The 23,606-nt window shown below is 40.0% G+C and carries 25 protein-coding genes and 1 pseudogene; 21 read left to right on the top strand and 5 right to left on the bottom strand.

Translation table 11 applies throughout. The features are described from left to right. Positions 1–11 precede the first annotated feature (11 nt). A complete protein-coding gene (brnQ, locus tag ACSVDJ_RS13485; RefSeq protein ID WP_439169842.1) occupies positions 12–1,361 on the bottom strand; it encodes a branched-chain amino acid transport system II carrier protein in 1,350 nt (449 codons plus the stop codon). Between the two features lie 166 nt (positions 1,362–1,527). Here brnQ and ACSVDJ_RS13480 point away from each other — a divergent pair, with 166 nt between their 5' ends. The 16 genes and pseudogenes from ACSVDJ_RS13480 to ACSVDJ_RS13405 form a co-directional block, all read left to right on the top strand. After that, positions 1,528–2,664 (top strand): cysteine desulfurase family protein, encoded by a 1,137-nt coding sequence (locus tag ACSVDJ_RS13480; protein ID WP_439169843.1) that lies wholly within the window; start codon positions 1,528–1,530, stop codon positions 2,662–2,664. A 5-nt stretch (positions 2,665–2,669) separates the two neighbouring features. Then, positions 2,670–3,869, top strand: a complete 1,200-nt coding sequence (gene thiI / locus ACSVDJ_RS13475) for a tRNA uracil 4-sulfurtransferase ThiI (protein WP_439170032.1) — start codon at positions 2,670–2,672, stop codon at positions 3,867–3,869. 150 nt (positions 3,870–4,019) lie between these two features. Then, positions 4,020–5,600, top strand: coding sequence for an acyl-CoA synthetase MbcS (mbcS, locus tag ACSVDJ_RS13470; RefSeq protein WP_439169844.1), 1,581 nt, complete (start codon positions 4,020–4,022; stop codon positions 5,598–5,600). Between the two features lie 95 nt (positions 5,601–5,695). Beyond that, on the top strand, positions 5,696–6,616 hold the full coding sequence (gene rarD / locus ACSVDJ_RS13465; RefSeq protein WP_439169845.1) for an EamA family transporter RarD: 921 nt from the start codon (positions 5,696–5,698) through the stop codon (positions 6,614–6,616). 120 nt (positions 6,617–6,736) lie between these two features. Beyond that, positions 6,737–7,735: a signal peptide peptidase SppA gene (sppA, locus tag ACSVDJ_RS13460; RefSeq protein ID WP_439169846.1), complete on the top strand. Its 999-nt coding sequence runs from the start codon at positions 6,737–6,739 to the stop codon at positions 7,733–7,735. A 15-nt stretch (positions 7,736–7,750) separates the two neighbouring features. Then, complete coding sequence (locus ACSVDJ_RS13455; protein WP_439169847.1) at positions 7,751–8,278, top strand: RDD family protein; 528 nt, start codon at positions 7,751–7,753, stop codon at positions 8,276–8,278. A gap of 102 nt (positions 8,279–8,380) precedes the next feature. Further along, complete coding sequence (locus ACSVDJ_RS13450; RefSeq protein ID WP_439169848.1) at positions 8,381–9,037, top strand: DUF2953 domain-containing protein; 657 nt, start codon at positions 8,381–8,383, stop codon at positions 9,035–9,037. Between the two features lie 21 nt (positions 9,038–9,058). Next, complete coding sequence (gene ytfJ / locus ACSVDJ_RS13445) at positions 9,059–9,514, top strand: GerW family sporulation protein (protein WP_439169849.1); 456 nt, start codon at positions 9,059–9,061, stop codon at positions 9,512–9,514. 109 nt (positions 9,515–9,623) lie between these two features. Further along, positions 9,624–10,124 carry a thiol peroxidase gene (gene tpx / locus ACSVDJ_RS13440; protein ID WP_439169850.1) on the top strand — a complete coding sequence of 167 codons (501 nt, stop codon included), beginning with the start codon at positions 9,624–9,626 and terminating at the stop codon, positions 10,122–10,124. A gap of 63 nt (positions 10,125–10,187) precedes the next feature. After that, complete coding sequence (locus ACSVDJ_RS13435; protein WP_439169851.1) at positions 10,188–11,180, top strand: class I SAM-dependent methyltransferase; 993 nt, start codon at positions 10,188–10,190, stop codon at positions 11,178–11,180. A gap of 202 nt (positions 11,181–11,382) precedes the next feature. Further along, on the top strand, positions 11,383–11,568 hold the full coding sequence (locus ACSVDJ_RS13430; RefSeq protein ID WP_518619067.1) for a hypothetical protein: 186 nt from the start codon (positions 11,383–11,385) through the stop codon (positions 11,566–11,568). After that, the gene (locus ACSVDJ_RS13425) at positions 11,568–11,900 is read left to right on the top strand and encodes a metal-sensitive transcriptional regulator (RefSeq protein ID WP_439169852.1); all 333 of its coding nucleotides are present in this window, start codon (positions 11,568–11,570) and stop codon (positions 11,898–11,900) included. The genes ACSVDJ_RS13430 and ACSVDJ_RS13425 overlap by 1 nt, the downstream gene beginning before the upstream one ends. A 104-nt stretch (positions 11,901–12,004) precedes the next feature. Then, on the top strand, positions 12,005–12,211 hold the full coding sequence (gene copZ / locus ACSVDJ_RS13420) for a copper chaperone CopZ (protein ID WP_439169853.1): 207 nt from the start codon (positions 12,005–12,007) through the stop codon (positions 12,209–12,211). A 72-nt stretch (positions 12,212–12,283) separates the two neighbouring features. After that, positions 12,284–14,716: a heavy metal translocating P-type ATPase gene (locus ACSVDJ_RS13415; protein WP_439169854.1), complete on the top strand. Its 2,433-nt coding sequence runs from the start codon at positions 12,284–12,286 to the stop codon at positions 14,714–14,716. Between the two features lie 102 nt (positions 14,717–14,818). Continuing rightward, positions 14,819–15,070: a copper ion binding protein gene (locus ACSVDJ_RS13410; RefSeq protein ID WP_439169855.1), complete on the top strand. Its 252-nt coding sequence runs from the start codon at positions 14,819–14,821 to the stop codon at positions 15,068–15,070. A 422-nt stretch (positions 15,071–15,492) separates the two neighbouring features. Further along, positions 15,493–15,642: pseudogene (locus tag ACSVDJ_RS13405) on the top strand (IS3 family transposase); the annotation flags it as partial. Positions 15,643–15,644: 2 nt separating this feature from the next. Here ACSVDJ_RS13405 and phaC read toward each other — a convergent pair. From phaC to ACSVDJ_RS13390, 3 genes are all read right to left on the bottom strand, one after another. Further along, a complete protein-coding gene (gene phaC, locus ACSVDJ_RS13400; RefSeq protein WP_439170033.1) occupies positions 15,645–16,709 on the bottom strand; it encodes a class III poly(R)-hydroxyalkanoic acid synthase subunit PhaC in 1,065 nt (354 codons plus the stop codon). Between the two features lie 70 nt (positions 16,710–16,779). After that, positions 16,780–17,520 (bottom strand): 3-oxoacyl-[acyl-carrier-protein] reductase, encoded by a 741-nt coding sequence (fabG, locus tag ACSVDJ_RS13395; protein WP_439170034.1) that lies wholly within the window; start codon positions 17,518–17,520, stop codon positions 16,780–16,782. A gap of 94 nt (positions 17,521–17,614) precedes the next feature. Continuing rightward, complete coding sequence (locus ACSVDJ_RS13390) at positions 17,615–18,112, bottom strand: poly(R)-hydroxyalkanoic acid synthase subunit PhaE (RefSeq protein WP_439169856.1); 498 nt, start codon at positions 18,110–18,112, stop codon at positions 17,615–17,617. 269 nt (positions 18,113–18,381) lie between these two features. Here ACSVDJ_RS13390 and phaQ point away from each other — a divergent pair, with 269 nt between their 5' ends. From phaQ to ACSVDJ_RS13375, 3 genes are all read left to right on the top strand, one after another. After that, a complete protein-coding gene (phaQ, locus tag ACSVDJ_RS13385) occupies positions 18,382–18,804 on the top strand; it encodes a poly-beta-hydroxybutyrate-responsive repressor (protein WP_439169857.1) in 423 nt (140 codons plus the stop codon). 132 nt (positions 18,805–18,936) lie between these two features. Continuing rightward, positions 18,937–19,452 carry a polyhydroxyalkanoic acid inclusion protein PhaP gene (gene phaP, locus ACSVDJ_RS13380; RefSeq protein WP_439169858.1) on the top strand — a complete coding sequence of 172 codons (516 nt, stop codon included), beginning with the start codon at positions 18,937–18,939 and terminating at the stop codon, positions 19,450–19,452. 121 nt (positions 19,453–19,573) lie between these two features. Further along, entirely contained in the window at positions 19,574–20,416 is an 843-nt protein-coding gene (locus ACSVDJ_RS13375; RefSeq protein WP_439169859.1) for an EcsC family protein, read from the top strand. Positions 20,417–20,480: 64 nt separating this feature from the next. On the opposite strand, the gene ACSVDJ_RS13370 is transcribed toward ACSVDJ_RS13375, so the two are convergent. After that, positions 20,481–20,777 carry a hypothetical protein gene (locus tag ACSVDJ_RS13370; protein ID WP_439169860.1) on the bottom strand — a complete coding sequence of 99 codons (297 nt, stop codon included), beginning with the start codon at positions 20,775–20,777 and terminating at the stop codon, positions 20,481–20,483. Positions 20,778–21,005: 228 nt separating this feature from the next. On the opposite strand from ACSVDJ_RS13370, the gene ACSVDJ_RS13365 reads away from it, so the two are divergent. Both ACSVDJ_RS13365 and argH read left to right on the top strand, forming a co-directional pair. Further along, a complete protein-coding gene (locus tag ACSVDJ_RS13365) occupies positions 21,006–22,214 on the top strand; it encodes an argininosuccinate synthase (protein ID WP_439169861.1) in 1,209 nt (402 codons plus the stop codon). After that, entirely contained in the window at positions 22,211–23,605 is a 1,395-nt protein-coding gene (argH, locus tag ACSVDJ_RS13360; RefSeq protein ID WP_439169862.1) for an argininosuccinate lyase, read from the top strand. Before ACSVDJ_RS13365 ends, argH begins: the two co-directional genes overlap by 4 nt. The last annotated feature ends 1 nt before the right edge of the window (position 23,606 follow it).

Below are 23,606 nucleotides of genomic sequence, written 5' to 3'. Positions count from 1 at the left end.
GCCCCTTTTATTTATGATTTAACATGAGGATGATGCACTTTTTTCCAGCCTAGTAAGGAAGCGGATAGAAAACCGATCATCGCTCCTAGTATCGCAGGAACTAGCCATCCGAGCCCAGCAGAGAGGAAAGGGATGAACTTTAATGCATCAACAACAGCCGACACATCGACACCAGCTACGTGAAGAGCATCGAGCAGGCTAATTAAAGCAGTAGGTAACAATGCACCGATATAGACCGCTGAATACCCTTTAAATAGCGGATCAACAAAGGATAACAATAATATCACAATCGCTAATGGGTAGATCATGATCAATACTGGTAAAGAGATGGAGATTAATTTCGTTAAACCAGCGTTGGCGATGGCCATACTAAATAGCGACATAATCATTACTAACATCGGATAGGATAACTTAGATGATAACCGACTGAAATATTGAGCTGTCGCTGACACGAGCCCTACCGATGTCGTAATACAAGCGAAGAAAATCGCTAGCGCTAAAATAATCGTCCCGGCCTCACCATATAAATGAGTGGCGGACTTGGATAAAATGGCGCCACCGTTTTCTTGAATGCCAATCGCTTCTGTGCTCGTTGCGCCGATAAAAGAAAGCGATAAGTAGACAAGAGCTAATCCGATAGCAGCAATAAAGCCTGCTTGAATACACACTTTCGCTACCTGTTTTTCTTCCGTTACCCCCTTATTCATAATCGCTGAAATGACAACGATCCCAAAGATAAGAGCCGCAATGGTATCCATCGTTAAATATCCTTCAATAAACCCTTTAAAGAGAGGGGCAGATGCATAATTTGTATGAGGTGGCTGAATCTCTCCCATCGGAGTAATCACACTTTTACCGACAAGGATCGCTAATACTAGTAGAAGCAATGGAGTCAAAATTTTACCGATTCGATCAACAAGCTTCGTCGGGTTTAATGCGAGCCACCCTGTGAAAGAAAAAAACAATGCCGTAAAAATGAACAAGGCATACGGACTCTTGTTTAAATTTTCTGATAAAAATGGCGATATAGAAATTTCATAAGCTACAGTACCGGTTCTTGGGATACCAAAAAAAGGTCCGATCGCTAAGTACATTACGACCGTAAATATGACACCGAATAATGGTGAAACTCGCCCAGCAATCGCTTGTACACTACCTCCAGCTCGCGCAATGGCAATGACACCAAGTAAAGGCAAACCGACTCCTGTAATTAAAAATCCTGCGGTACCTAACCAAGCATTCTCTCCTGCTTGCTGACCGAGATAAGGGGGGAAAATCATATTTCCTGCTCCGAGAAATAGAGCGAAAAGCATCAATCCAACAGCAAATATTTCTTTCGCCGTTAAGGCTTTATTAGCCATAAAGAACCTCCTTGAAATCTAAATCTATTCACAAGGAAAAATCATATCATAAAAAATAAACCTTATGTTAATAAAATTAAAAATTTGAAAATTCAGATGAAGTTTTCATCAAAAAGCGGCTATGTTATGATAGCTGTTGAACAAACGGAAAAAAGCAGGTGCCTACATGATATATTTTGATAATAGTGCTACGACAAAACCATATAAAGAAGCTTTAGCTACTTTTTTGAAGGTGAATGAACAGTTTTTTGGAAATCCCTCTTCCCTTCATCAGCTTGGATTAGAGGCAGAACAGCTATTGACGGGCGCTCGTCGCCAAGTTGCTTCTTTAATAGGGGTCAAGCTAGAAGAGGTTCTGTTCACATCTGGAGGAACCGAATCGAATAATTTAGCGATTAAAGGAGCGGCACTCGCCTATAAAGGCAGAGGAAGGCATATCATTACCGAGCAAACGGAGCATCCATCTGTTTTGCAAGCTTGCAGACAGCTAGAGGAGTATGGCTTTCAAGTCACTTATTTGCCAGTCGATCATGAAGGACGTGTATCGGTTCCCACTCTTCAGCAAGCATTAACCGATGAAACGATTTTAGTTTCTATTATGCATGTTAACAATGAAACGGGAACGATTCAACCGATTGAAGAGATCGGCAAGCTACTTACTCGCTATCCGAAAGTGCTGTTTCATGTAGATGATGTACAGGGGATTGGAAAGGTGCCGCTCGACTTACGAAATATAGATCTATGTTCTTTCTCTGCTCATAAATTTCATGGGATGAAAGGAACAGGAGTACTATATAAAAGAACAGGTGTCCAGTTATCTCCACTGTTATCCGGTGGTGAGCAAGAGGATAAAGTCCGAAGCGGAACCGAAAATACAGGTGGCATCGTGGCGATGGCGAAAGCGTTGCGAATGACCGAGGAGAAACGAGCGCAAGCAAGTTCAAGTATGAAAAGCATCCAAACATTTTTACGAACAGAACTAGAGAAAATGAACGAGGTGACCATTCATACCCCATTAACAGGCTGTGCGCCCCATATACTGAACCTTTCTATTCAAGGCGTCAAAGGCGAAGTGCTCGTTCATGCCCTAGAAGAAAAGGATTGTTTCATTTCCACAACAAGCGCTTGCTCCTCGAAGCAGAAGAAAACGAGCACCGTGCTGAGCGCGATGGGAATCTCACAAGCGGAAGCCGATAGCAGCATCCGTCTAAGTCTTGCTTACGATAATTCTTTAGAAGAAGCGAAAACATTTATTAAACAGCTAGCGCATGTTTTACCAAAATTAACGAAAGTCCAGAGGTGACGATGATGAACTATGATCGTGTACTCGTCCGTTACGGAGAATTATCGACAAAAGGACGAAACCGTAATCAATTTATTAATAAAGTAAAAAACAATATTCGAACAGCTTTAAGAGAATATGATATTCGAATCGAGACCGGGCGTGACCGGATGTACATTCATTTAAATGAGACTCCTTTTGAAAAAGTGAAGGAACGACTGACGCAAATATTCGGTATTCAATCGTTCAGTCCCGTTGTACGAACAGCGAAAGAGCTTCCAGAAATGAAAGAAGCGGCGCTCGCCCTTGTTCAAAAAAATGTGACGGAAAGCTGTACGTTTAAAGTATCTACGAGACGTTCAGATAAAAGCTTTGAACTAGAAACAAATGAAATCAACTATGAAATTGGCGCTCACGTATTAAGAAACATTCAGGAATTAAAGGTAGATGTTAAACAGCCTGATGTTAATTTGCTAGTGGAAGTGCGGAAGGAAGGCGTCTTTTTATCTTGCGAAAAGTATGAGGGAGCAGGAGGGTTGCCAATCGGTGCGAGCGGCAAGGCGATGCTGTTGCTATCTGGCGGAATTGACAGCCCAGTTGCCGGCTATTTCATGCTGAAGCGAGGAGTAGCTATTGAAGCGATTCATTTCCATAGCCCGCCGTATACGAGTGAACGAGCGAAGCAAAAGGTACTCGACTTAGCAACGAAATTAACGGAACTTGGTACACCGATTAACGTTCATATTGTCCCATTCACAGCGATTCAGCAAAAGATTCAAGAGCAAGTACCAGAAAACTATACGATGACATCAACTCGTCGGATGATGCTCGTCATCGCTGATAAAATCCGTCAAAAAAAGGGAGGATTAGCCCTTGTTACGGGAGAAAGCTTAGGGCAAGTAGCGAGTCAAACGCTTGAAAGTATGCTTGCGATCAATGCGGTGACAGCGACGCCAATTTTACGTCCGCTGATCGCTATGGATAAATTAGATATTATTAGTGTAGCTCAAAAAATTGGCACTCATGATATTTCGATTTTACCTTATGAAGATTGCTGTACAATCTTTACACCACCTGCTCCGAAAACTCGCCCGAAACTCGATAAAGTGGAGTTTTTCGAAAGCTTTGTTGATTTTGAACAATTGATGGAAGAAGCGGTAGACAATACCGTCACAATTCGCTTACCAGAAGAAAAAACAGATGCTCGCTTAGCCGAGTTATTATAAGGATTTACAGAGGAGCTCAAGAAGGGTTCCTCTTTATTCTGAAAAAATGTTCACATTTACGACGTGAAAGGAAATTTTTTTCAGATAAATATTTTAAAAGTTTTAATAATTTAGTATAATCAGATTAAATCGGACAAGGGGGGAATTAGGATGAAGCGTGAAGATTTATTAGCACCAGAAAAGTATAATATCGTGATGGAAGTGGAGAAATTTGCGAAAGATCCGAATCGTGTCGCTTTGAAATGGGAGAACGAAGTAGGGGAACAAAAAGAGGTTACATATTCGGAGCTAATGAAAGCAACGAACAAGATTGGAAACGCTTTCCTTGAGGCGGGGTTAAAACAGGGAGACCCGATCTTAATCATGGTGCCGCGGCTTATTGAAGCATACGAAGTATTTTTAGCGGCGTTAAAAGTAGGCTTAGTCATCATCCCGAGTTCGGAGTTATTAAGAACGAAAGATTTAAATTATCGTATTGAACATGCAGGAGTGAAAGGAATCGTTTCTTATGCTCCTTTTACAGAAGAGTTTAATCGAGCAGATAAGATTAATGACATGATTAAATTTTCCTTTAGTGGTCAAGTCGAGGGATGGATGGACTTAGAAGAAAAAATGGAGACAGCGTCAGATGAGCTAGAAATCGCCGATACGTCTAAAGATGATATCGCCTTCTTGCCATATACATCTGGTACAACAGGCAATCCAAAAGGGGTTGTTCATACGCATGCTTGGGGGTACGCTCATTTGAAAACAGCGGCTCCAAACTGGCTTGCAATTGAAGATGGGGATGTCGTATGGGCAACGGCCGGACCAGGCTGGCAAAAGTGGATATGGAGCCCGTTCTTATCTGTCCTTGGTTCAGGAGCGACAGGATTCGTTTATAACGGCAAATTTGAGCCGAAAAAATATTTGGAGCTGCTTGATCGTAATCAAATTAACGTATTATGCTGTACGCCAACTGAATACCGCTTAATGGTGAAAGTAGACAATCTTGATGAATATAATTTGGAGCATTTACATTCCGCTGTATCAGCTGGAGAACCATTAAATCGCGAAGTTATCGACACGTTTAAAAAGCATTTTAATGTAGAAGTACGCGATGGCTATGGTCAAACAGAAAGCACGCTCGTGATCGGTATATTAAAAGGAATGGAAGTAAAGCCAGGATCGATGGGGAAACCAACACCTGGCAATTGTGTAGAAATCATTAATGAAGATGGAGAGCCGGTTGGTGCTGGAGAAGTAGGTGATATCGCTGTCCGTATTGATACGCCGGCTTTATTTAAAAATTACTATAAAGATCCAGAACGAACAGCGATGCAATTCCGTGGAGATTATTACCTCACAGGGGATAAAGCGAAAAAAGATGAAGATGGCTATTTCTGGTTTGAAGGGCGTGGCGATGATATTATTATTAGCTCCGGCTATACGATCGGGCCGTTCGAAGTAGAAGATGCGTTAGTGAAGCATCCGGATGTGAAAGAATGTGCGGTCGTCGCTAGTCCAGATGAAATTCGCGGACATATCGTGAAAGCCTTCATCGTTCTTCAAGATAGTGTCGATGAGAATGAAGCGGGTCTTGTAGAAAAATTACAAGATCATGTGAAAGACATGACAGCACCATATAAATACCCTCGTAAAATCGAATTTATTAAAGAATTACCGAAAACGACTTCAGGAAAGATTCGGCGCATAGAATTACGCCAAGCAGAATTAGAAGTGAAAAACTAACGCATGTTAGGAACCCGTTCAATAGGCGGGTTTCTTTTTTTGAAAAGAGCGATATAATGAAAGTATTTCGTGACTAGAAGGAAGTGGGGGAGCATATGAAAGAGTCAACGAAAGTAGGCATTATGTATACAGGTAGCGCCTATTTAGTATGGGGATTGTTTCCGATCTATTGGAAATGGCTGGAGCATGTTGCAGCGGATGAAATTTTAGCGAATCGAATATTTTGGTCATTTGTTTCGATGGTGTTATTTCTATTATTTACAAGAAAAATAGGACGGTTGAAAGCAACTTTACAAGCGATGCGAAGGAAGCCGAAACAAGCCGTCATTTTAATCGTCGCTTCTTTATTAGTCAGCCTCAATTGGTTCTTATTTATTTGGGCCGTCAATCACGATCGCATTATTGAAACGAGTCTCGGTTATTACATTAATCCGCTTATGACCGTGTTATTAGGTGTGTTTATTTTAAAAGAATCGCTATCAAAAGCACAAATTTTCTCTTTTATGTTAGCGATGGGCGGCGTACTTGTGTTGACCGTTTCCTATGGGCAATTTCCATGGATCTCTCTCGGTCTAGCTGTCACGTTTGCGTTATATGGGCTGGCAAAGAAAATGATCCAAGTGGACGCAGCGGTTGGTTTAACGTTAGAAACTGCTGTTGTAACACCGATCGCATTAGTATTTTTAGTTTTTACTTATGTAAATGGGGATGTATCTCTTTTTTCTTATTCTGTATCAACGGATTTATTACTTATAATTGGTGGAACGGTGACAGCGATTCCGTTATTATTATTTGCTCAAGGAGCGCAAAAAATTCCGCTTTATATGATCGGCTTTTTACAGTATGTGACTCCAACCATGACCTTGTTGCTTGGAATTTTTGTTTATAATGAACCATTTACGTCCGTACAACTGACCGCCTTCTCCTTTATTTGGACAGCCTTACTACTATTCTCTTTGTCGCAAACAAAGTGGTATCAACAGAAGCCATTCATGTTGAAAAACGATCATCATTAACCGAAAATTTCATCATTTCATTTATTGGTAGGTAGAAAAGCGGATTTTTGGTAAAATAGGGATAGCTTATAATATGCATACTATGAGCAACTAGTTTTTAACATGAGAGGAGAGGAAATCGTGAACGCAAAAAGAAGTATCGCCCTTGCGGCTGCGGCTGCTTTATTTATTGTATCGGTAATTATTAACTTTTCGTCTTCAGCTAAAGATTCTAGTTCCAACTGGAAGACAGCATTAGGAACAGAAGGATTCACTGAGAACGTGAAAGAAGATGGAAACCCATTGGAGAAAATTGCGATTCTTCCAGTAGATGGAGTCATTCAAGATACGGGAGCAGCGCAACCGTTCATGGCTTCACCAGGCTACAATCATCAAGAATTTATGGAAAAAATGGATAAAGCAAAAGAGGATGATGCGGTGAAAGCAATCATTCTTCAAGTTAATTCTCCAGGTGGAGGCGTAGTCGAAAGCGCCCAAATTCATAAAAAAATTATTGAAATTAAGGAAGAAACGAAAAAGCCCGTGTATGTATCGATGGGATCGATTGCGGCTTCAGGTGGTTATTACATATCGGCACCAGCAGACAAAATCTTTGCGAGTGCGGAAACATTAACGGGTTCCTTAGGTGTTATTATGCAAAGCGTCAATTATTCGGAACTCGCTAAAAAATACGGCGTGGATTTTGTCACAATTAAAAGCGGTCCGCATAAAGACATTATGAGTCCAACTCGAAAAATGACAGACGAAGAAAAGAAAATTATGCAAGAGATGATCGACAATTCTTATGATGGTTTTGTCAAAGTCATTGCTGAAGGACGAGGCATGTCAGATGCTGAGGTCAGAAAAATTGCAGATGGTCGTATTTACGATGGCCGACAAGCGAAAGAGAATAATTTAATTGACGATTTTGGCTATTTAGATGATGTGATTGCACAGCTGAAAAAGGATGCTAAATTAAAAGGTGCTCAAGTCGTTACGTATGAATCGGACTTAGGATGGCCTTCATATTTCTCAATGAAAGCACAGCAAATGTTTGGTGGCAACGATGATGTTAGTACTTTAATGAAGCTATTGTCACATCCAAATTCTCCGCGATTAATGTACTTATATGCAGAATAAAGGAGGGATGGCGAAATGAACGATGAGTTCAATAAAGAAACAGAAGAACAGTTAGTTACTGAGCCACTAATAGAAGAAAAGCCTCCTTACGTCACAACACCTCATTATGCGGGCTTCTGGATGAGAGTTTGGGCGTATGTAATTGACTTAATCGTCATTGGCAGTATTTCAAGGCTGGTCATTTATCCGGTCTTTCGGTTGCTTGAGGTAGACATTCATGCGAGTGGCATGTTTGCCCCAATCAATGTGGCAACAGCAGCTGTTTTCTATCTATATTTTATTATTTTCACGAAGTATTTGGGGCAAACCGTTGGCAAAATGGTCTTAGGGTTAAAGGTAGTGTCCTTAAACGATCCTCAGCTCTCTTGGCAAACGGTATTAGTGAGGGAGTTGCTAGGGCGTTATATCGCTGCAACGCTTTTCATTCCATATATACTCGCTGCCTTTTTATCAAAAAAACAAGGTGTACATGATCTGTTTGCTGATACGACTGTAATTCACGAAAATACACTTACGATCCAACAAACACCTGCTTATTCATAAGCGTAAGTAGCCATCGGGCATTGTCCGATGGCTTTTTTCAACCTCCATATGAATAGGCTTCGTTTCTTTCGGGTACAATGCTAACGGAAAGGGCGGGAAATAATGGTATATGTTTGGTGGATACTCGGCTTATTGTTTTTTTTAGTAGTGATCGTTTGTTTATCTAAGCTACGCATTTTTATTGATTCTTTTGTTGAAAAAGGGAATGTAGATTTTACCGTTCGATTGGAGTTATGGAAAGGACTCATCTCTTATACAGTGAAAGTTCCGTTTGTTAAGCTGCTGACGAACCGGGGGAAAAAACCGCCGAGTCTTTTGTTTGAGCAAAAGACGAATAAGGCTGTTGAAAAAGAAATTAGCTACTCCGAGTTTGAGCAGATACTAGAGGATACTAAGAGGTTGATCCAACAAGTCGAATCATTGCAAACAGTCGTCCGCTCCTTTTTGAAAAAAGTGGAGATTGATGATATTCATTGGGAGACCATTATTGGAATGAAGGATGCTGCTTGGACTGGAATGGCGACAGGCTCTCTTTGGGCTGTAAAAAGTAGTGCCATATCTGTTACAAGCTTTTTAATGAGGATGACATCAGAACCGGAAATCGTCATCCAGCCTGTGTTTGGTCAATCTGTTTTACAAATAAAATTTTCATGTATGATTGCCTTCCGTCCCGGGCAAGCTATAGTTGCTGTTATTCAAATTCTTTCTCGTTGGCGCGGCCACAAAAGAAAGTGGAGGGCGTCAGCGATTAATAAATAAGTATAATCGGGAGGCAAAAAAATGAGTGAACATCCAATTGAAGGCTTAATGACAACGGCAATGGAAAATTTGAAAGAAATGATTGATGTCAATACAATCATTGGTGATCCGGTAGAAACACCTGATGGAAGCGTCATTATGACCGTATCGAAAGTGGGCTTTGGTTTTGCGGCAGGCGGAAGTGAATTTTCAATTGACAAGCCGCCAAGTGGTGGAACAACGGGAAATTCCCAGTCGAAGCAGGAGAAAAGTCCATTTGGTGGCGGAAGCGGTGGAGGAGTTTCGATCACACCGATCGCTTTTTTAATTGTGAAAGGTAATGACGTTCGAATGCTTCATTTAGATGAAAATACTCATTTAATTGATAAAGTGCTCGACATGGCACCAGGTGTTGTTGATAAAATTCAAAGTATGATGAAAAAAAATGATCAACCTAAGACAGATAGTTGTGGAGCGGCACAAGACCCTTCTATTTAAGAAAGCTGTCATATCTTCCTTGCTGAAATTCGGCAGGGGTTTTTCTTTGCTTTTTTGCTAATTTTTTCAGTAAAATAGGAAGTGTAATGATATCAAGGAGGGATTCGGAATGGTTCAAGTAACGTTTAAAGGAAATCCAATGACTGTACTAGGAAACGAAGTGAAAGTAGGGGATCAAGCACCGGATTTTACTGTGCTAGCTAATGATTTGTCAGAAGTGACGCTAGCTGATTCTAAAGGGAAAGTTCGCTTAGTTAGTGTCGTCCCTTCTATTGACACGGGTGTATGTGATGCACAAACACGTCGCTTTAACGAAGAAGCATCTAAAGTGGGAAATGTCGAAGTATTAACGATCTCTGCGGACTTACCATTTGCCCAAAAGCGTTGGTGTGCAGCTAATGGCTTAGAAAACGTGAAAACATACTCGGACCATCGCAACCTTTCTTTCGCTGAAGCATACGGCGTTCACATGAAAGAGCTACGTTTATTAGCGCGTGCGGTATTTGTCATTGACAGTCATGATAAAATTACTTACGTTGAGTATGTAAGTGAGGGAACAAATCATCCAGACTATGAAAAAGCAATTGAAGCTGTAAAAGCTGCTTTATAATCAGTAGGCTGACCCTTAACGAAAGGGTCAGCTTTTTTAGTAATATTTAAGGAGGAACCACATATGAATGAATTTTCCCCGATCGAAAAACTTTTCAAAACCTTCGATGAAACAGCGGCTATTCTTCAAAATGAATTGTCATGTACTTATTTAGATGCTTTGGCAGAAACGGCTGAAAACTTATTCCAAAATGAAATCTTGCAAGAGGAATTAAGTGATGTGGCGAAAAAGAATATATCCAAGAAGTATGAAGACATTCAGCTCGATCAATTTTCGAAAGAAGACATTCGTAAAGCGTATCAGCTGGCGATTTTAAAAGGGATGCAGCAAAATGTCCAGCCAAATCATCAAATGACACCAGACTCGATGGGGCTATTTATCGGCTATTTGCTTGGCCAGTTTATGAAGGACAAAAACGAATTTACGATTATGGACCCGGCTATTGGAACAGGAAACTTATTATTTACGGTGCTAAATCATTTATCGGACAAGAAGCTATCGGCTGTTGGGGTTGATATTGACGATTTGCTGTTGAAGCTTGCTTGGTGCGGAGCGAACTTACTTGAGCATCCTGTACAATTGTATAGCCAAGATTCATTAGAGCCGTTGTTAATCGATCCATCCGATGTCATTGTTTGTGATTTACCGGTTGGTTATTATCCGAATGATGTCCGTGCCGTCGAGTATGAGCTGTGTGCGGAAGAGGGTCATTCTTATGCTCATTTCTTATTTATGGAGCAAAGCATTAAACATACAAAGCCAGGTGGCTATTTATTTTTCCTTATACCGAATGGTTTGTTTGAAGCTACTGGTGCGGACAAACTACACCGCTTCTTCCAGCAACACGTCCATATTCAAGGAGTGATCGAGTTGCCATCCTCTTTGTTTAAAAATAAACAAGCAGCCAAAAGCATTTTAATTTTACAAAAGCAAGCAGAAGACACTCAACCACCGAAACAAGTCTTCCTAGCGAATTTGCCATCGATGAAAGACCCGAAAGCGATGCAATCGATGATGATGAAAATGAATCAATGGTTTAAAGAAAGCAAAGCATAAAACAATCCCCTCCACATACGTGTGAGGGGATTGTTTTATGCTTATTGAGGTAATTCCAGTCAGTGGCAAAGTAAACTATGACCATTGCTAATCATGTTTTTTGGCTAAGGATGGGCAGATCCATTAGTAAGTATGATCGTCGCTGTACTGAACAAAATCTGAGGTACATGTATTAATGGAAGATACACTGCAAAATATAGATATGAACGATGTCATTCAAACAATTAAAAAAACGGCAAGTGTTCAAAGTGTTCAGGATGTACACATTTGGTCAATTATAAGTGGTTTAAATGCCCTTTTTAGCCATACTGATAAAAAAATTAGTTTATCCCTTTACATACCTAGTGTGGGTATGGTAATATACAATCAAGATAGGAGGTTGAGCTGATGGAAAACAAAGTGGAAGAAGTAGCTTGCCATACAGAGGAGGTTACGTCTTGTCGTAAAAGCCACCATCCAGAACGTGTAAAGAAAGATTTAACAACTCGATTAAATCGTATCGAAGGCCAAATTCGAGGCATTAAAGGAATGATAGACAAAGACGTTTACTGTGATGATGTAATTACACAACTTTCTGCCACACAATCTGCTTTAAATAGCGTAGCCAAAATTCTTTTAGAAGGTCATCTAAAGGGCTGTGTCGTAGATCGCCTTTCAGAAGGTGATGAAGAAGTGTTAGATGAATTAGTTGTGACGATTCATAAGCTAATGAAAAAATAAAAAACTATATAGCTTGATAGGGAATAAAAGAATTTTTTATCTTTTTTATACCCCTATATTGTATATTACAGTAGATAACATTTCATTTAAAGGAGAGAAAAAACATGAAAAATATAACATTAAACGTACAAGGCATGTCATGTGGGCATTGCGTAAATGCAATCGAAAGTAACGTTGGTCAATTAGAAGGTGTCAATGGAGTAAATGTAAAATTAGATGAGGCTCAAGTTGAAGTAACATTTAATGAATCCCAAGTATCCCTTGATCGAATTAAAGAAACGATTGAAGACCAAGGATATGATGTAGAATAAGAGTGCTATCGTGGCACTCTCTCATTTTCAAATAAATATACCCCTTATAGGTATAAGAGAGGTGGAAAGTTCATGAGTACAGCAGCGCAAAGTGCAGCTTCTAAAGAAGCGAGTATTGGAATTACTGGAATGACTTGTGCGGCGTGTGCGACACGTATTGAAAAAGGGCTAAATAAAATGGAAGGTGTCGAACAGGCAACCGTCAATTTAGCACTTGAAAAGTCTACGATTAAATATGATCCGTCAAAACTGAGTGAAGCTGATGTTGAAAAGAAAATTGAAGCACTTGGCTACGGGGTTGTAAAACAAAAGGCGGAATTTGATATTACCGGAATGACTTGTGCAGCGTGTGCGACACGTATTGAAAAAGGGTTAAACAAAATGGAAGGTGTTGCAAATGCGAACGTTAATTTAGCGCTTGAAAAGGCAACGATCGACTTTAATCCTTCAGAAATATCGATTGGAGACATTATTACAAAGGTAGAGAAGCTAGGTTACGGTGCTCACCAAAAGCAAGACGAAAAGGAAGAAGTAGATCACCGTGAAAAGCACATTAAAGATCAACAACGTAAATTCATTATTTCAGCAATTTTATCATTACCATTATTGTGGACAATGGTCGCGCACTTTTCATTTACATCGTTTTTATATGTACCAGATATCTTAATGAATCCATGGTTCCAAATGTTATTGGCAACACCAGTACAATTTATAATCGGGAAACAGTTTTATGTAGGTGCCTATAAAGCACTTCGGAATGGTAGTGCAAACATGGATGTACTCGTTGCTATGGGTACTTCAGCAGCCTATTTCTATAGCGTATATCAAGCGATTGTTACAGTTGGAACACACCACGGTCCACATTTATATTTTGAAACTAGTGCGGTACTGATTACACTTATTCTTTTAGGTAAATTATTTGAAGTGAAGGCAAAAGGTCGTTCATCAGAAGCGATAAAAAAATTAATGGGTCTTCAAGCAAAAACAGCTATTGTCGTACGTGATGGAGTTGAAAAAGAAGTCCCATTAGAAGAAGTCGTCATTGGTGACATTATTTTAGTGAAACCGGGTGAAAAAATTCCTGTTGATGGTGAAGTATTAGAAGGAACAACAGCTGTTGATGAATCGATGTTAACAGGTGAAAGTTTACCAGTGGATAAAAAAGCAGGTGACGTATTATACGGCTCAACGATTAACAAAAATGGTTTCATCAAAATGACAGCGACAAAAGTTGGGCGCGACACAGCGTTAGCTCAAATTATTAAAGTAGTAGAAGATGCACAAGGTTCAAAAGCACCGATCCAACGGATGGCGGATCAAATTTCAGGTGTTTTTGTCCCTATCGTAGTAGGGATTGCTGTCCTTACCTTCCTAGTATGGATCATCTGGGTCAGACCGGGTGAGTTTACACCAGCACTTGAAGTGTTAATTGCCGTTCTTGTGATTGCTTGTCCATGTGCACTTGGTTTAGCGACACCAACTTCCATTATGGCTGGTTCAGGTCGTGCAGCGGAATTTGGTATTTTGTTCAAAGGTGGCGAGCATTTAGAACAAACACAAAGCATTGACACAGTCGTAGTGGATAAAACAGGTACTGTCACACATGGTAAACCTGTATTAACAGATGTTTTATTAGCAGAAGGTCAACATGAAGATGTATTTTTATCATTGATCGGTGCTGCAGAAAAACAGTCTGAGCACCCATTAGCAGAAGCTATCGTTCAAGGGATTCAAGAGAAAGGGATCGAACTAGGTGACGTCCAATTCTTCGAAGCGATCCCAGGTTATGGGGTGCAAGCAACAGTTTCAGGTCAAGGGGTTGTCATTGGAACACGGAAACTCATGCAACAATATGGGATTGATATTCAGTCCATCCTTCCTAAAATGGAGGAATTAGAGCGAAATGGAAAAACGGCGATGATAGCTGGAATTAACGGCCAATATGCAGGTCTAGTTGCAGTAGCAGATACGATTAAAGATACCTCTAGTGAAGCTGTACATCGATTACAAGAAATGGGCATCAAGGTGATCATGATGACAGGTGATAATGAACGTACAGCTCAAGCAATTGGTAAAGAGGTAGGCGTTGATGCAGTTATTGCGGAAGTGCTTCCTGAAGGGAAAGCAGAAGAAGTGAAAAAGCTGCAACAACAGGGCAAAAAAGTGGCAATGGTTGGTGACGGTATTAATGATGCACCTGCACTTGCAACAGCTAATATTGGTATGGCCATTGGTACAGGTACAGATGTTGCCATGGAAGCTGCAGATATTACACTGATTCGCGGCGACTTAAATAGTATTGCTGATGCGATTTTAATGAGTCGCAAAACGATGCGTAATATTAAACAAAACTTATTCTGGGCATTTGCCTATAATACGATTGGGATTCCAATTGCTGCAGTAGGGTTACTTGCACCATGGGTAGCTGGCGCGGCAATGGCATTTAGCTCCATTTCAGTCGTGTTAAACGCATTGCGTTTACAAAGAGTGAAATTAGAAAAATAAAATAGTCGATATCACCTGTCACTATACTTAGTGGCAGGTCTCATATCAGTAAAACATATACCCTACTGATGTAGGGTGGATAATTAAAAAGGAGGAATTTATATGAAACAAGTAACACTTAATGTACAAGGAATGTCATGTGGATCTTGCGTGAATAAAATCGAGGGAAATGTAGGTAAATTAAATGGAGTTGAATCTGTCAAAGTTCAATTTTCTGAAGGTAAAGTAGATGTAACATTTAATGAAAGTGCAGTTGATTTGGGAGAAATTAAAGCTGCTATTAAAGCTACAGGGTATGAGGTTATGGAGGAATCTGCTAAAGAAGATGGTCCCGGGTGCTCATGCTGCCATTAATTTAGAAAAGGATCGTGTTAATTTTGGGGTGATTGGGTGATTTTGTATCTTTATCCCGCATTAACGGGCTGTAAGACTCCCACCTCAACAGGGCAGAAAAAGCGCAGACGTGTAGGTGGGAGATCAACAGCCCGTAAAAACCCAATTGGTTCGGGCCTGCACGATGCAGGTTACAAAGGCGTTGCAACAGGACGTTGCGATTTTAGCCTTTGTTCCTCTTTCAATCAGTGGGGGATGAAGAACCCCCCCACTGATTGAAGTTTCACTTTATCCCGTATTAACGGGCAGTAAGATCCTTACCTCAAAATTCAGCGAAAAGCAAAGAAGTTAGTCAATACGCAGCAATCGGACGCTTATCTGGAGTAACTAAATCCCAAACCTCAGCATTAAATTGAGAGGTTGGGATTTTTTTTGTATTGCATTTTCCTTACTTACAAAAGTTTGAGAGTATGGCGCATTTTGAAATAGAGTTGGAAGACTATATTGAGTATTACAACCACAAACGAATGAAAGCAAAATTAAAAGACTTGAGCCCAGTAGAATACCGAACTCAAGTCTTAATAGTTGCCTAAAATTATTTTGAATGTTCAACTAACCATTGATCAATCGTTGGATACGTACGTTTTACCGCATTTCCACCAACGACTACTGACACGTGACCAGTAGGCATGACATGATACGTTTTATCTTGGCTAGATACTTTTTGCATTAACGGTTTTACTTGCTCTGGTGCAGCAATATGGTCACGTTGAGCGGCAATATTTAAAAGGTTTGCTTTAATATTACTTAGTTGCACATGTTGACCACGAATCACCAGTTCATCATTAATGAGTTTGTTTTGTTGATAAAACTCACCAATCCATTGTCTGAAGGCTTCACCAGGGAATGGAATACCGTCGTGTACCCACTTTTGCATTAACGACCAGCTTTTCACAAATTGATCATTATCGACGCGATCCGCTAACGTGACAAAAGGTCCAATATAGTTAACGAGCGGCTTTAATAATTTATTGCCAAGGTCAATCGTCTCCGGTGGAATAATTCCAAGCGTGTCAACCATCTTGTCCAAATTGAAATAACGATCATCTAGCCAATTTGTAAATAAGCCAGTATCCTTGAAGTCAAAAGGACTCGTTAAGAAGATTAAATTACGAATAGGTAAATCAGGATGAAGAGCGACAGAAATAGCTGTCATCGTTCCACCCATACAATAGCCTAGTAGGCTTACTTCATTGGCACCGGAAGTTCGCAATACTTTTTGAATGGCACGAGGGATGTAATCTAACATGTAATCATCTAATTTCATATGACGATCTTCATAACCAGGCGTACCCCAATCTAATAAGTAAACGTCATGGCCCTGATCCGTTAAATATTCGATTAAGCTACTGCCGGGCGTTAAGTCTAATATATATGGCTTATTAATCAGCGCATAAATCATTAATAGCGGCACTTTATTTGTCTTTTCTTTTGCCGGTTGGTAACGGTATAGCTTGGCTTTATTTTTTGTCCAAATGACTTCTTTAGGTGTTAGACCGACTTGTGGTTCCGGTTCTTTTGTTAACACCTCGGATACTCGTTTAAAGCGATAATAGCTTTTTTGGATATTTTCCGGTAACGTATTAACCCAAGCTTCCATTTCTTTCGTCGTAGCGTACACGATCGCATTCCCCCTTTTTAAATGTTACAAGCAAACGATTTTGCTTTGATTACATATATGCGCCACCGTTTACGTTGATGCATTGACCTGTAATGTAATCGCTGTTTGCGAGGAATAGAACCGCTTCTGCTACTTCGGAAGTTTTCCCTAAGCGTTTCATAGGAATCTTTGACACGATTTGCTCTAGAATATTATCTGGAATGGCTGCAGACATTTCCGTTTCGATATAGCCAGGGCAAATCGCATTCACTGTAATTCCATTTTTAGCTGTTTCTAAAGCTAAAGATTTAGTAAAGCCGATCATTCCTGCTTTTGAAGCAGAGTAGTTTGTTTGACCGAAGGCGCCTGCTTGTCCAACGATGGAGCTAATGTTAATAATGCGACCATATTTTTGCTCAAGCATTGTATGGATAACAGCAGACGTTGTGTGATAAATGCTATTTAAATTGATGTTAATAACATCGTACCACTCTTCTTCACTAAGCTTTTTGAATGAACGATCTTTTGTAATTCCAGCATTATTGACAAGAATGTCAATTTTGCCAAATTGCTTTTTCGTTTCTTCAATTAATTGTTGAGATTCTTCTAAGCTTGCAACGTTTGCTTTGAAAGCTACTGCTGACCCGCCAAAGCCTTCAATATCTTCTACGACAGCTTTAGCTGCATCTGAACTTGAGTTATAGTTAATGACAACATTAGCCCCTTTTTTTGCTAGTTCTTTCGCGATTGTAGCACCGATTCCGCGAGAGCCGCCTGTTACAATAACAACTTTCCCTTTTAAACTTAACAAATCTTCATTCTTTTGGATGAGTTCCTTTTCAATGATTGCCATTTATATACACTCCTTATGTAGGTTTTTAGAAGATAACGTGTGATTAAGCGCTTTATTTCTTTTGTTGTGAAGCGGGTGGTGTTGTTTTTGGTGGAGCCGCTTCCGTTGAAGCAGAAGTTTTTTCCGGTTGCTCCGGTGCAGTTGCTGCTTCCTCTACTTGCTGCAATGCTTTTAAAACTCGATCCATCTTTTTATCTAGTCTAGCCACCGTTGTTTTTAATTTGCTAATTTCAGCTAAAGTAGGGCTGTTTAAAAGTTCATCTTCCACTTTTTGATCCAGCTCTTCTACTTTTTCTTCTACATTAATAATTAAAGAGGCTACGCTAGAAATTTCTTCACGAGTTGGCATATTCATTTGCTTTAAATATGCATCTGTTGTCTTTTGGATGAGTTCCTGAAATTGCAAATAAGCGTTTTGCGTTTGGCCCATCCATTCAGCATAAGCCTCTTGCTGCATCGTTTCGTGGAGAACATCATTCCAACTAGCTTCTGTTTTTTCGTAAAAACTTTTCCACACAGTAAATGGGTCTGGCAATGTTTGTTGGGTCATTACGCGTTAACTCCTTTTAATTTTTTGTTTTTTGAAAATCTTAAAACTATTGCTATATATTTAGGATAATACACATGAGCCATCTTTTGTTCCAAAAAAAAACGTGAAATTCTACTCATAATCCCATAATTCTGACAATATTTTTTACAGATGTTGTCGATTTAGATGGGTTTTGTCAATATTTGTAGGTAATGAAACGCTTGACTTAAAATGCATATAGGTGTAAATTACACATATAAGCAATATTAAAGATATAGTAGGTGATAGCGATGGTTGCCAACCGACGTAGCTCTAAAGAAGATAAAGACGGGAAAAAAAATGTAGCAGGCGCACCGAAAAATTTTATGGTTCCTGTCCTTTTGCTTCTTTTACGAGATTGGAATGCCCACGGATATGAATTAATGCAAAAACTTATTCAATTTGGGTTTCATTCCATTGATCAAGGGAATTTTTATAGAACATTGAGGCAATTGGAAAAGGATGAGTTTGTCACTTCTGAGTGGGATACATCATCAGGAGGCCCTGCTAAGCGAATTTATTCGATTACATCGGCAGGGGAGCAATATTTACAGATGTGGGCCGCTTCACTAGAGCAGTATCAAAAAATGCTTGATCAGTTTTTCAATGTATACAGCCAGTTTTTTATGCCACCAGGATTCACAACGAATAAAGACGATCAATCGAAAAAATAGACGAGACCTCTTCAGTGCAGACAGCATAATTTTTGTAAAGCTTTGCAATTGACAAAGGAATAATTTGGCGATTGTATAAGTTTTTATATAAGGTCTACTTGACCTTAATTCAATTAAATGGAGGGCTTTAAAGTGACAAATAAAAAAGAAACAAACAAGTCTATTGACGTAATCGATGTGTTTTGGGACGGTTGGTTTAATGGATTTAAGACATTCTACTCTTCTCAAGATGGATTAGAGCAAAGAACATTACAAGTGTTTGAAAGACAAAAGGATTGGATCAATTCTAGTCGTGCGCAAATCTCTAAGTTAGAAGAAAACTCTAAAAAGTTGTCTTCAGAATGGAAGACGGGTATGATGAACTCTTCCTGGAATCAACAAGAACTTGGTGGCAAAAACTTAGCTGAATGGGTGGATCAGTTAGAGGAAATTAGCTATACGACTCAAGAACTAGCAATGAGTCCAGGGAAAGCTTCTGTTGAAATGCTATCTAAATCTCAAGCTCATTTAGAAGAAACATATAAAAATGCACTTGAAGCACAGCAGCAAAACCGTGCGGAAGTATTAAAAGCTTGTGAGGATTTAATTAATCAATTGAAGCAAACACAAAAAGGAATGCTTCAATCATTTGAATTAATCGCGAAGTAATAAATGATGATTGGGCCAACTCAGGATGACTGAGTTGGCTTTTTGGCTTTCTCTTTGACAATTTCAAAAGGATCATAGAGAATAAAAAGACAAGAAGCAGTGAAATGAGGAGGGACTTGGCATGGCTTGGACAGAGCGGGATGCAGCGATGTGGGACGAGATTATAGCTTGGGAGGAATCGCTCGCAAGTATTGAAGGAAATGATTTGCAATATACATATTCCAAGTGGTTACATACGGCGTTTGAGGCCATACCGGAGGAGACGACGGCTACTTTTTTTAATCAGCTGGATAATGCGCTTTTTCAAATGCATTCTCTACTACAAGGATCGCAATTTCAAAATGAAGCGCGTGAGAGAATTTTAACTTCTGCTCGAGTGTTTAATGAAGAAGTCCATACCATTTCTGATATGAAAAAGCTGACGCTCGACCAGTTAGCTTATTTGAATCATCAGCAAGCATCTAGACAGCGGCTGTATTCTCTCATTCAAGGAGGAGTCACAGGAACGGGTGGAGCGGTGCCGGTTAGCACCGATTTTCTCGCTATGATCCTAATTAATTTGCGAGCGGTTCAGATAACAGCGATGTCTTATGGTTATGATCCGCAAACGCCATTTGAAATGATGGCTTCCTTGAAAGTGTTTCATGCGGCGACAATGCCGGATCGTCTGAAAGTAATCGGCTGGCAAGAGCTTCTATTGGAACTTGAAGAACAGGAGCACCCCTTCTTTTATCAGGAGTCGGCTCAATTAACAGACACGACTTGGCTGGAGGGGCCGATTAAGCAACTGTTTAAACTGATGGCCATTACGGTATTCAAAAATAAAAAAATGTCCAATTTACCGCTCGTTAGCTTAGCGATTGGAGCGGGTATGAATTATCGTTTAACGAAAACGGTTACGACCTTTGCAGAAAAATATTATCAATATCGCTTGTTACAAGAGAAGAAAGCCGACAGTGAATAAAAAACCGCCGCATACGAAAAAAGTATGCGGCGGTTTTTGTGAATGCTAAAAATGATGTACAGGTCTATTGCTCCACAGAAGGAGAAGTTCGAAACCATAGCCAAAGATCATTAATAATAGAAGCAAGCTCACTAATTTCTTCATTAAGTAAGCAAGAGCGATCAAAGCTTTCTTCATGATCTAGTTGTGTTTGGCGTTCGTTAATTTTTTCTTCTATCTCTTGAATTCGATCGGGAATGCTGCCGCGAATCGATTCCCATTGGTGGAGGATGGTGGCTTGCTCGTTCATCGAATAAAGGCTCCACTCTTTCGGTAAATGAGGCACATCGATTCCAAGACGTTCGTTTGTTTGAAAGTACATAAGCTACCTCTCTTTTTTCTCCATCTTACCTTTTTCCGTTGTTTTCTGCAAAAATCCAACGATGAGTGATTATTTATTCATACAAAAGAAAAAAAATACACTTTTTTTGAATAAACTACTTGAAAGCTCCTAAAGAACATGTTATTCTTTATTCATGTTAAGAGAATAAAAATTAATAAAAATGAATATTTATACTAATAGATATCATCTTAGAGGAGGAAATAAATCATGGGTAAAAAAGTAGTTCTTGCGTATTCAGGGGGATTAGATACATCGGTGGCGATTCCGTGGTTAAAGGATAAAGGCTATGATGTCGTCGCTTGTTGCTTAGATGTTGGCGAAGGAAAGGATTTAGAGTTTGTAAAAGAAAAGGCGCTTCAAGTTGGAGCGGTAGCGAGCTACATGATCGATGCGAAAGAAGAATATGCAAAAGAATATGCATTAATCGCTCTTCAAGCTCATACGTTATATGAGGGTAAATATCCACTAGTATCCGCGTTATCACGTCCGCTTATTTCGAAAAAGTTAGTAGAGGTAGCTGAAAAAGAAAATGCTGTCGCGGTAGCTCACGGATGTACCGGAAAAGGAAATGACCAAGTTCGTTTTGAAGTATCGATTAAAGCGTTAAATCCAGATCTTGAAGTTCTTGCTCCAGTACGTGAGTGGAAATGGTCACGGGAAGAGGAAATTGAATACGCAAAACAAAACAATATTCCAATTCCGATTAATTTAGATAGCCCATTCTCCATCGACCAAAACCTTTGGGGCAGAAGCAATGAGTGCGGTATTTTAGAAGATCCTTGGGCGGCACCGCCAGAAGCAGCTTACGAATTAACGTCCGCTTTAGAAAACACGCCAGATACACCTGAAATCATCGAAATTGATTTTAAAGAAGGTGTGCCAGTGGCAGTAAATGGCGTACAGTATTCTGTCGCTGAACTGATCCTTCATTTAAATGAAGTAGCTGGTAAGCATGGCGTGGGAAGAATTGACCATGTAGAAAACCGTCTTGTTGGAATTAAATCAAGAGAAGTGTACGAGTGCCCAGGTGCGATGACATTAATCAAGGCGCATAAAGAGCTGGAAGATTTAACGTTAGTGAAAGAAGTCGCTCACTTTAAACCAATCATTGAAAAGAAAATAACTGAGCTGATCTATGATGGACTATGGTTCTCCCCATTAAGAGCACCACTTGAAGCGTTCTTAAAAGAAACGCAGAAGTTTGTCACTGGAACGGTTCGCGTTAAATTATTTAAAGGTCATGCGATTGTCGAAGGAAGAAAATCTGAGTATTCCTTATACAACGAAAAATTAGCAACTTACACAACAGAAGATGAATTCGACCATGATGCAGCTGTAGGATTTATCCAACTATGGGGTCTTCCGACGAAAGTAAATTCAATGGTGCAGCAGGAGAAAGAGAAGGTTCAAGTATGAAAAAATTATGGGGAGGGCGCTTCCAAAAGTCAGCTGAACAATGGGTAGATGAGTTTGGAGCATCCATCCACTTTGATCAAGAGCTAGTGTTTGAAGACTTAGAAGGAAGTATTGCTCACGTCACAATGCTTGGTGAAACAGGCATTTTAATGAAAGAGGAAGCGGATCAAATCACGGGCGGCCTTGAAGCTTTAAAGGAGAAAGCTTCAAAAGGTGAATTAGCTTTTTCGGTTGCCCAAGAGGACATCCATTTAAATTTAGAGAAATTCTTGATCGAGGAAATCGGAGCGGTTGGTGGTAAGCTTCACACTGGCCGTAGCCGTAACGATCAAGTAGCCACTGATATGCATTTGTACTTGAAGAAGCAAGTCAAGCTAATCATTGGTTTAATTGAAGCGTTTCAAGCAGCAATTGTGGAGAAAGCCGAGGCACATGTGGAAACACTCGCTCCTGGCTACACCCATTTGCAAAGAGCACAGCCGATTTCATTCGGACACCACTTAATGGCGTATTTCTGGATGCTGCAAAGAGATAAAGAGCGTTTTCAAGAGGGATTAAAACGGACGGACGTTTCGCCTTTAGGTGCGGGCGCCCTTGCCGGAACGACTTTCCCGATTGATCGTGAATTATCCGCTAAGCTGCTCGGTTTTTCAGGCGTATATGCCAACAGTATGGATGCGGTCAGTGACCGGGATTTCATTCTTGAGTTTTTAAGTGCTTCTTCCATTTTAATGATGCATATGTCTCGCTTGGCAGAAGAGATGATTCTTTGGTCGAGTCAAGAATTTCAGTTTATTGAAATGGATGATGCGTTCTCTACCGGATCAAGCATTATGCCTCAGAAGAAAAATCCTGATATGGCAGAGTTGATCCGTGGAAAAACAGGCCGAGTGTATGGCAATTTGTTCAGCTTGTTAACGGTATTAAAAGGTTTACCGCTTGCTTATAACAAAGATATGCAAGAGGACAAGGAAGGTATGTTTGATACCGTACATACGATTATTGGTTCCTTGAAAATTTTTGCAGGGATGGTTCAAACAATGAAGGTGAATGAGGACCGCTTAGGAGAAGCTGTCCACAATGATTTCTCCAATGCTACGGAGCTGGCTGATTACTTAGCATCAAAAGGCATTCCATTCCGCGAAGCACACGAAATAGTTGGAAAACTAGTGCTTCACTGCATTCAAAATCAATGCTATCTCGCTGACCTGCCTTTAGAGGAGCTAAAGGCTGCGTCTGAGGTCATTGAAGAAGACATTTATCAAGTGCTGTCACCATATGAAGCCGTCAAAAGAAGGAAGTCTTTAGGCGGTACTGGATTCGACCAAGTCCAGCTCCAAATCGGTGTAGCAAAAGACTTGATCAATGCTAAGCAAGCCCTTAAGAAGTAAG

The sequence above is a fragment of the Bacillus sp. Hm123 genome, from assembly GCF_051842975.2.
In the GTDB taxonomy this organism is placed as follows: domain Bacteria; phylum Bacillota; class Bacilli; order Bacillales; family Domibacillaceae; genus Bacillus_CE.
The sequence above is the reverse complement of the archived record's forward strand: the minus strand, read 5'-3'. Positions and strand labels throughout refer to the sequence as shown.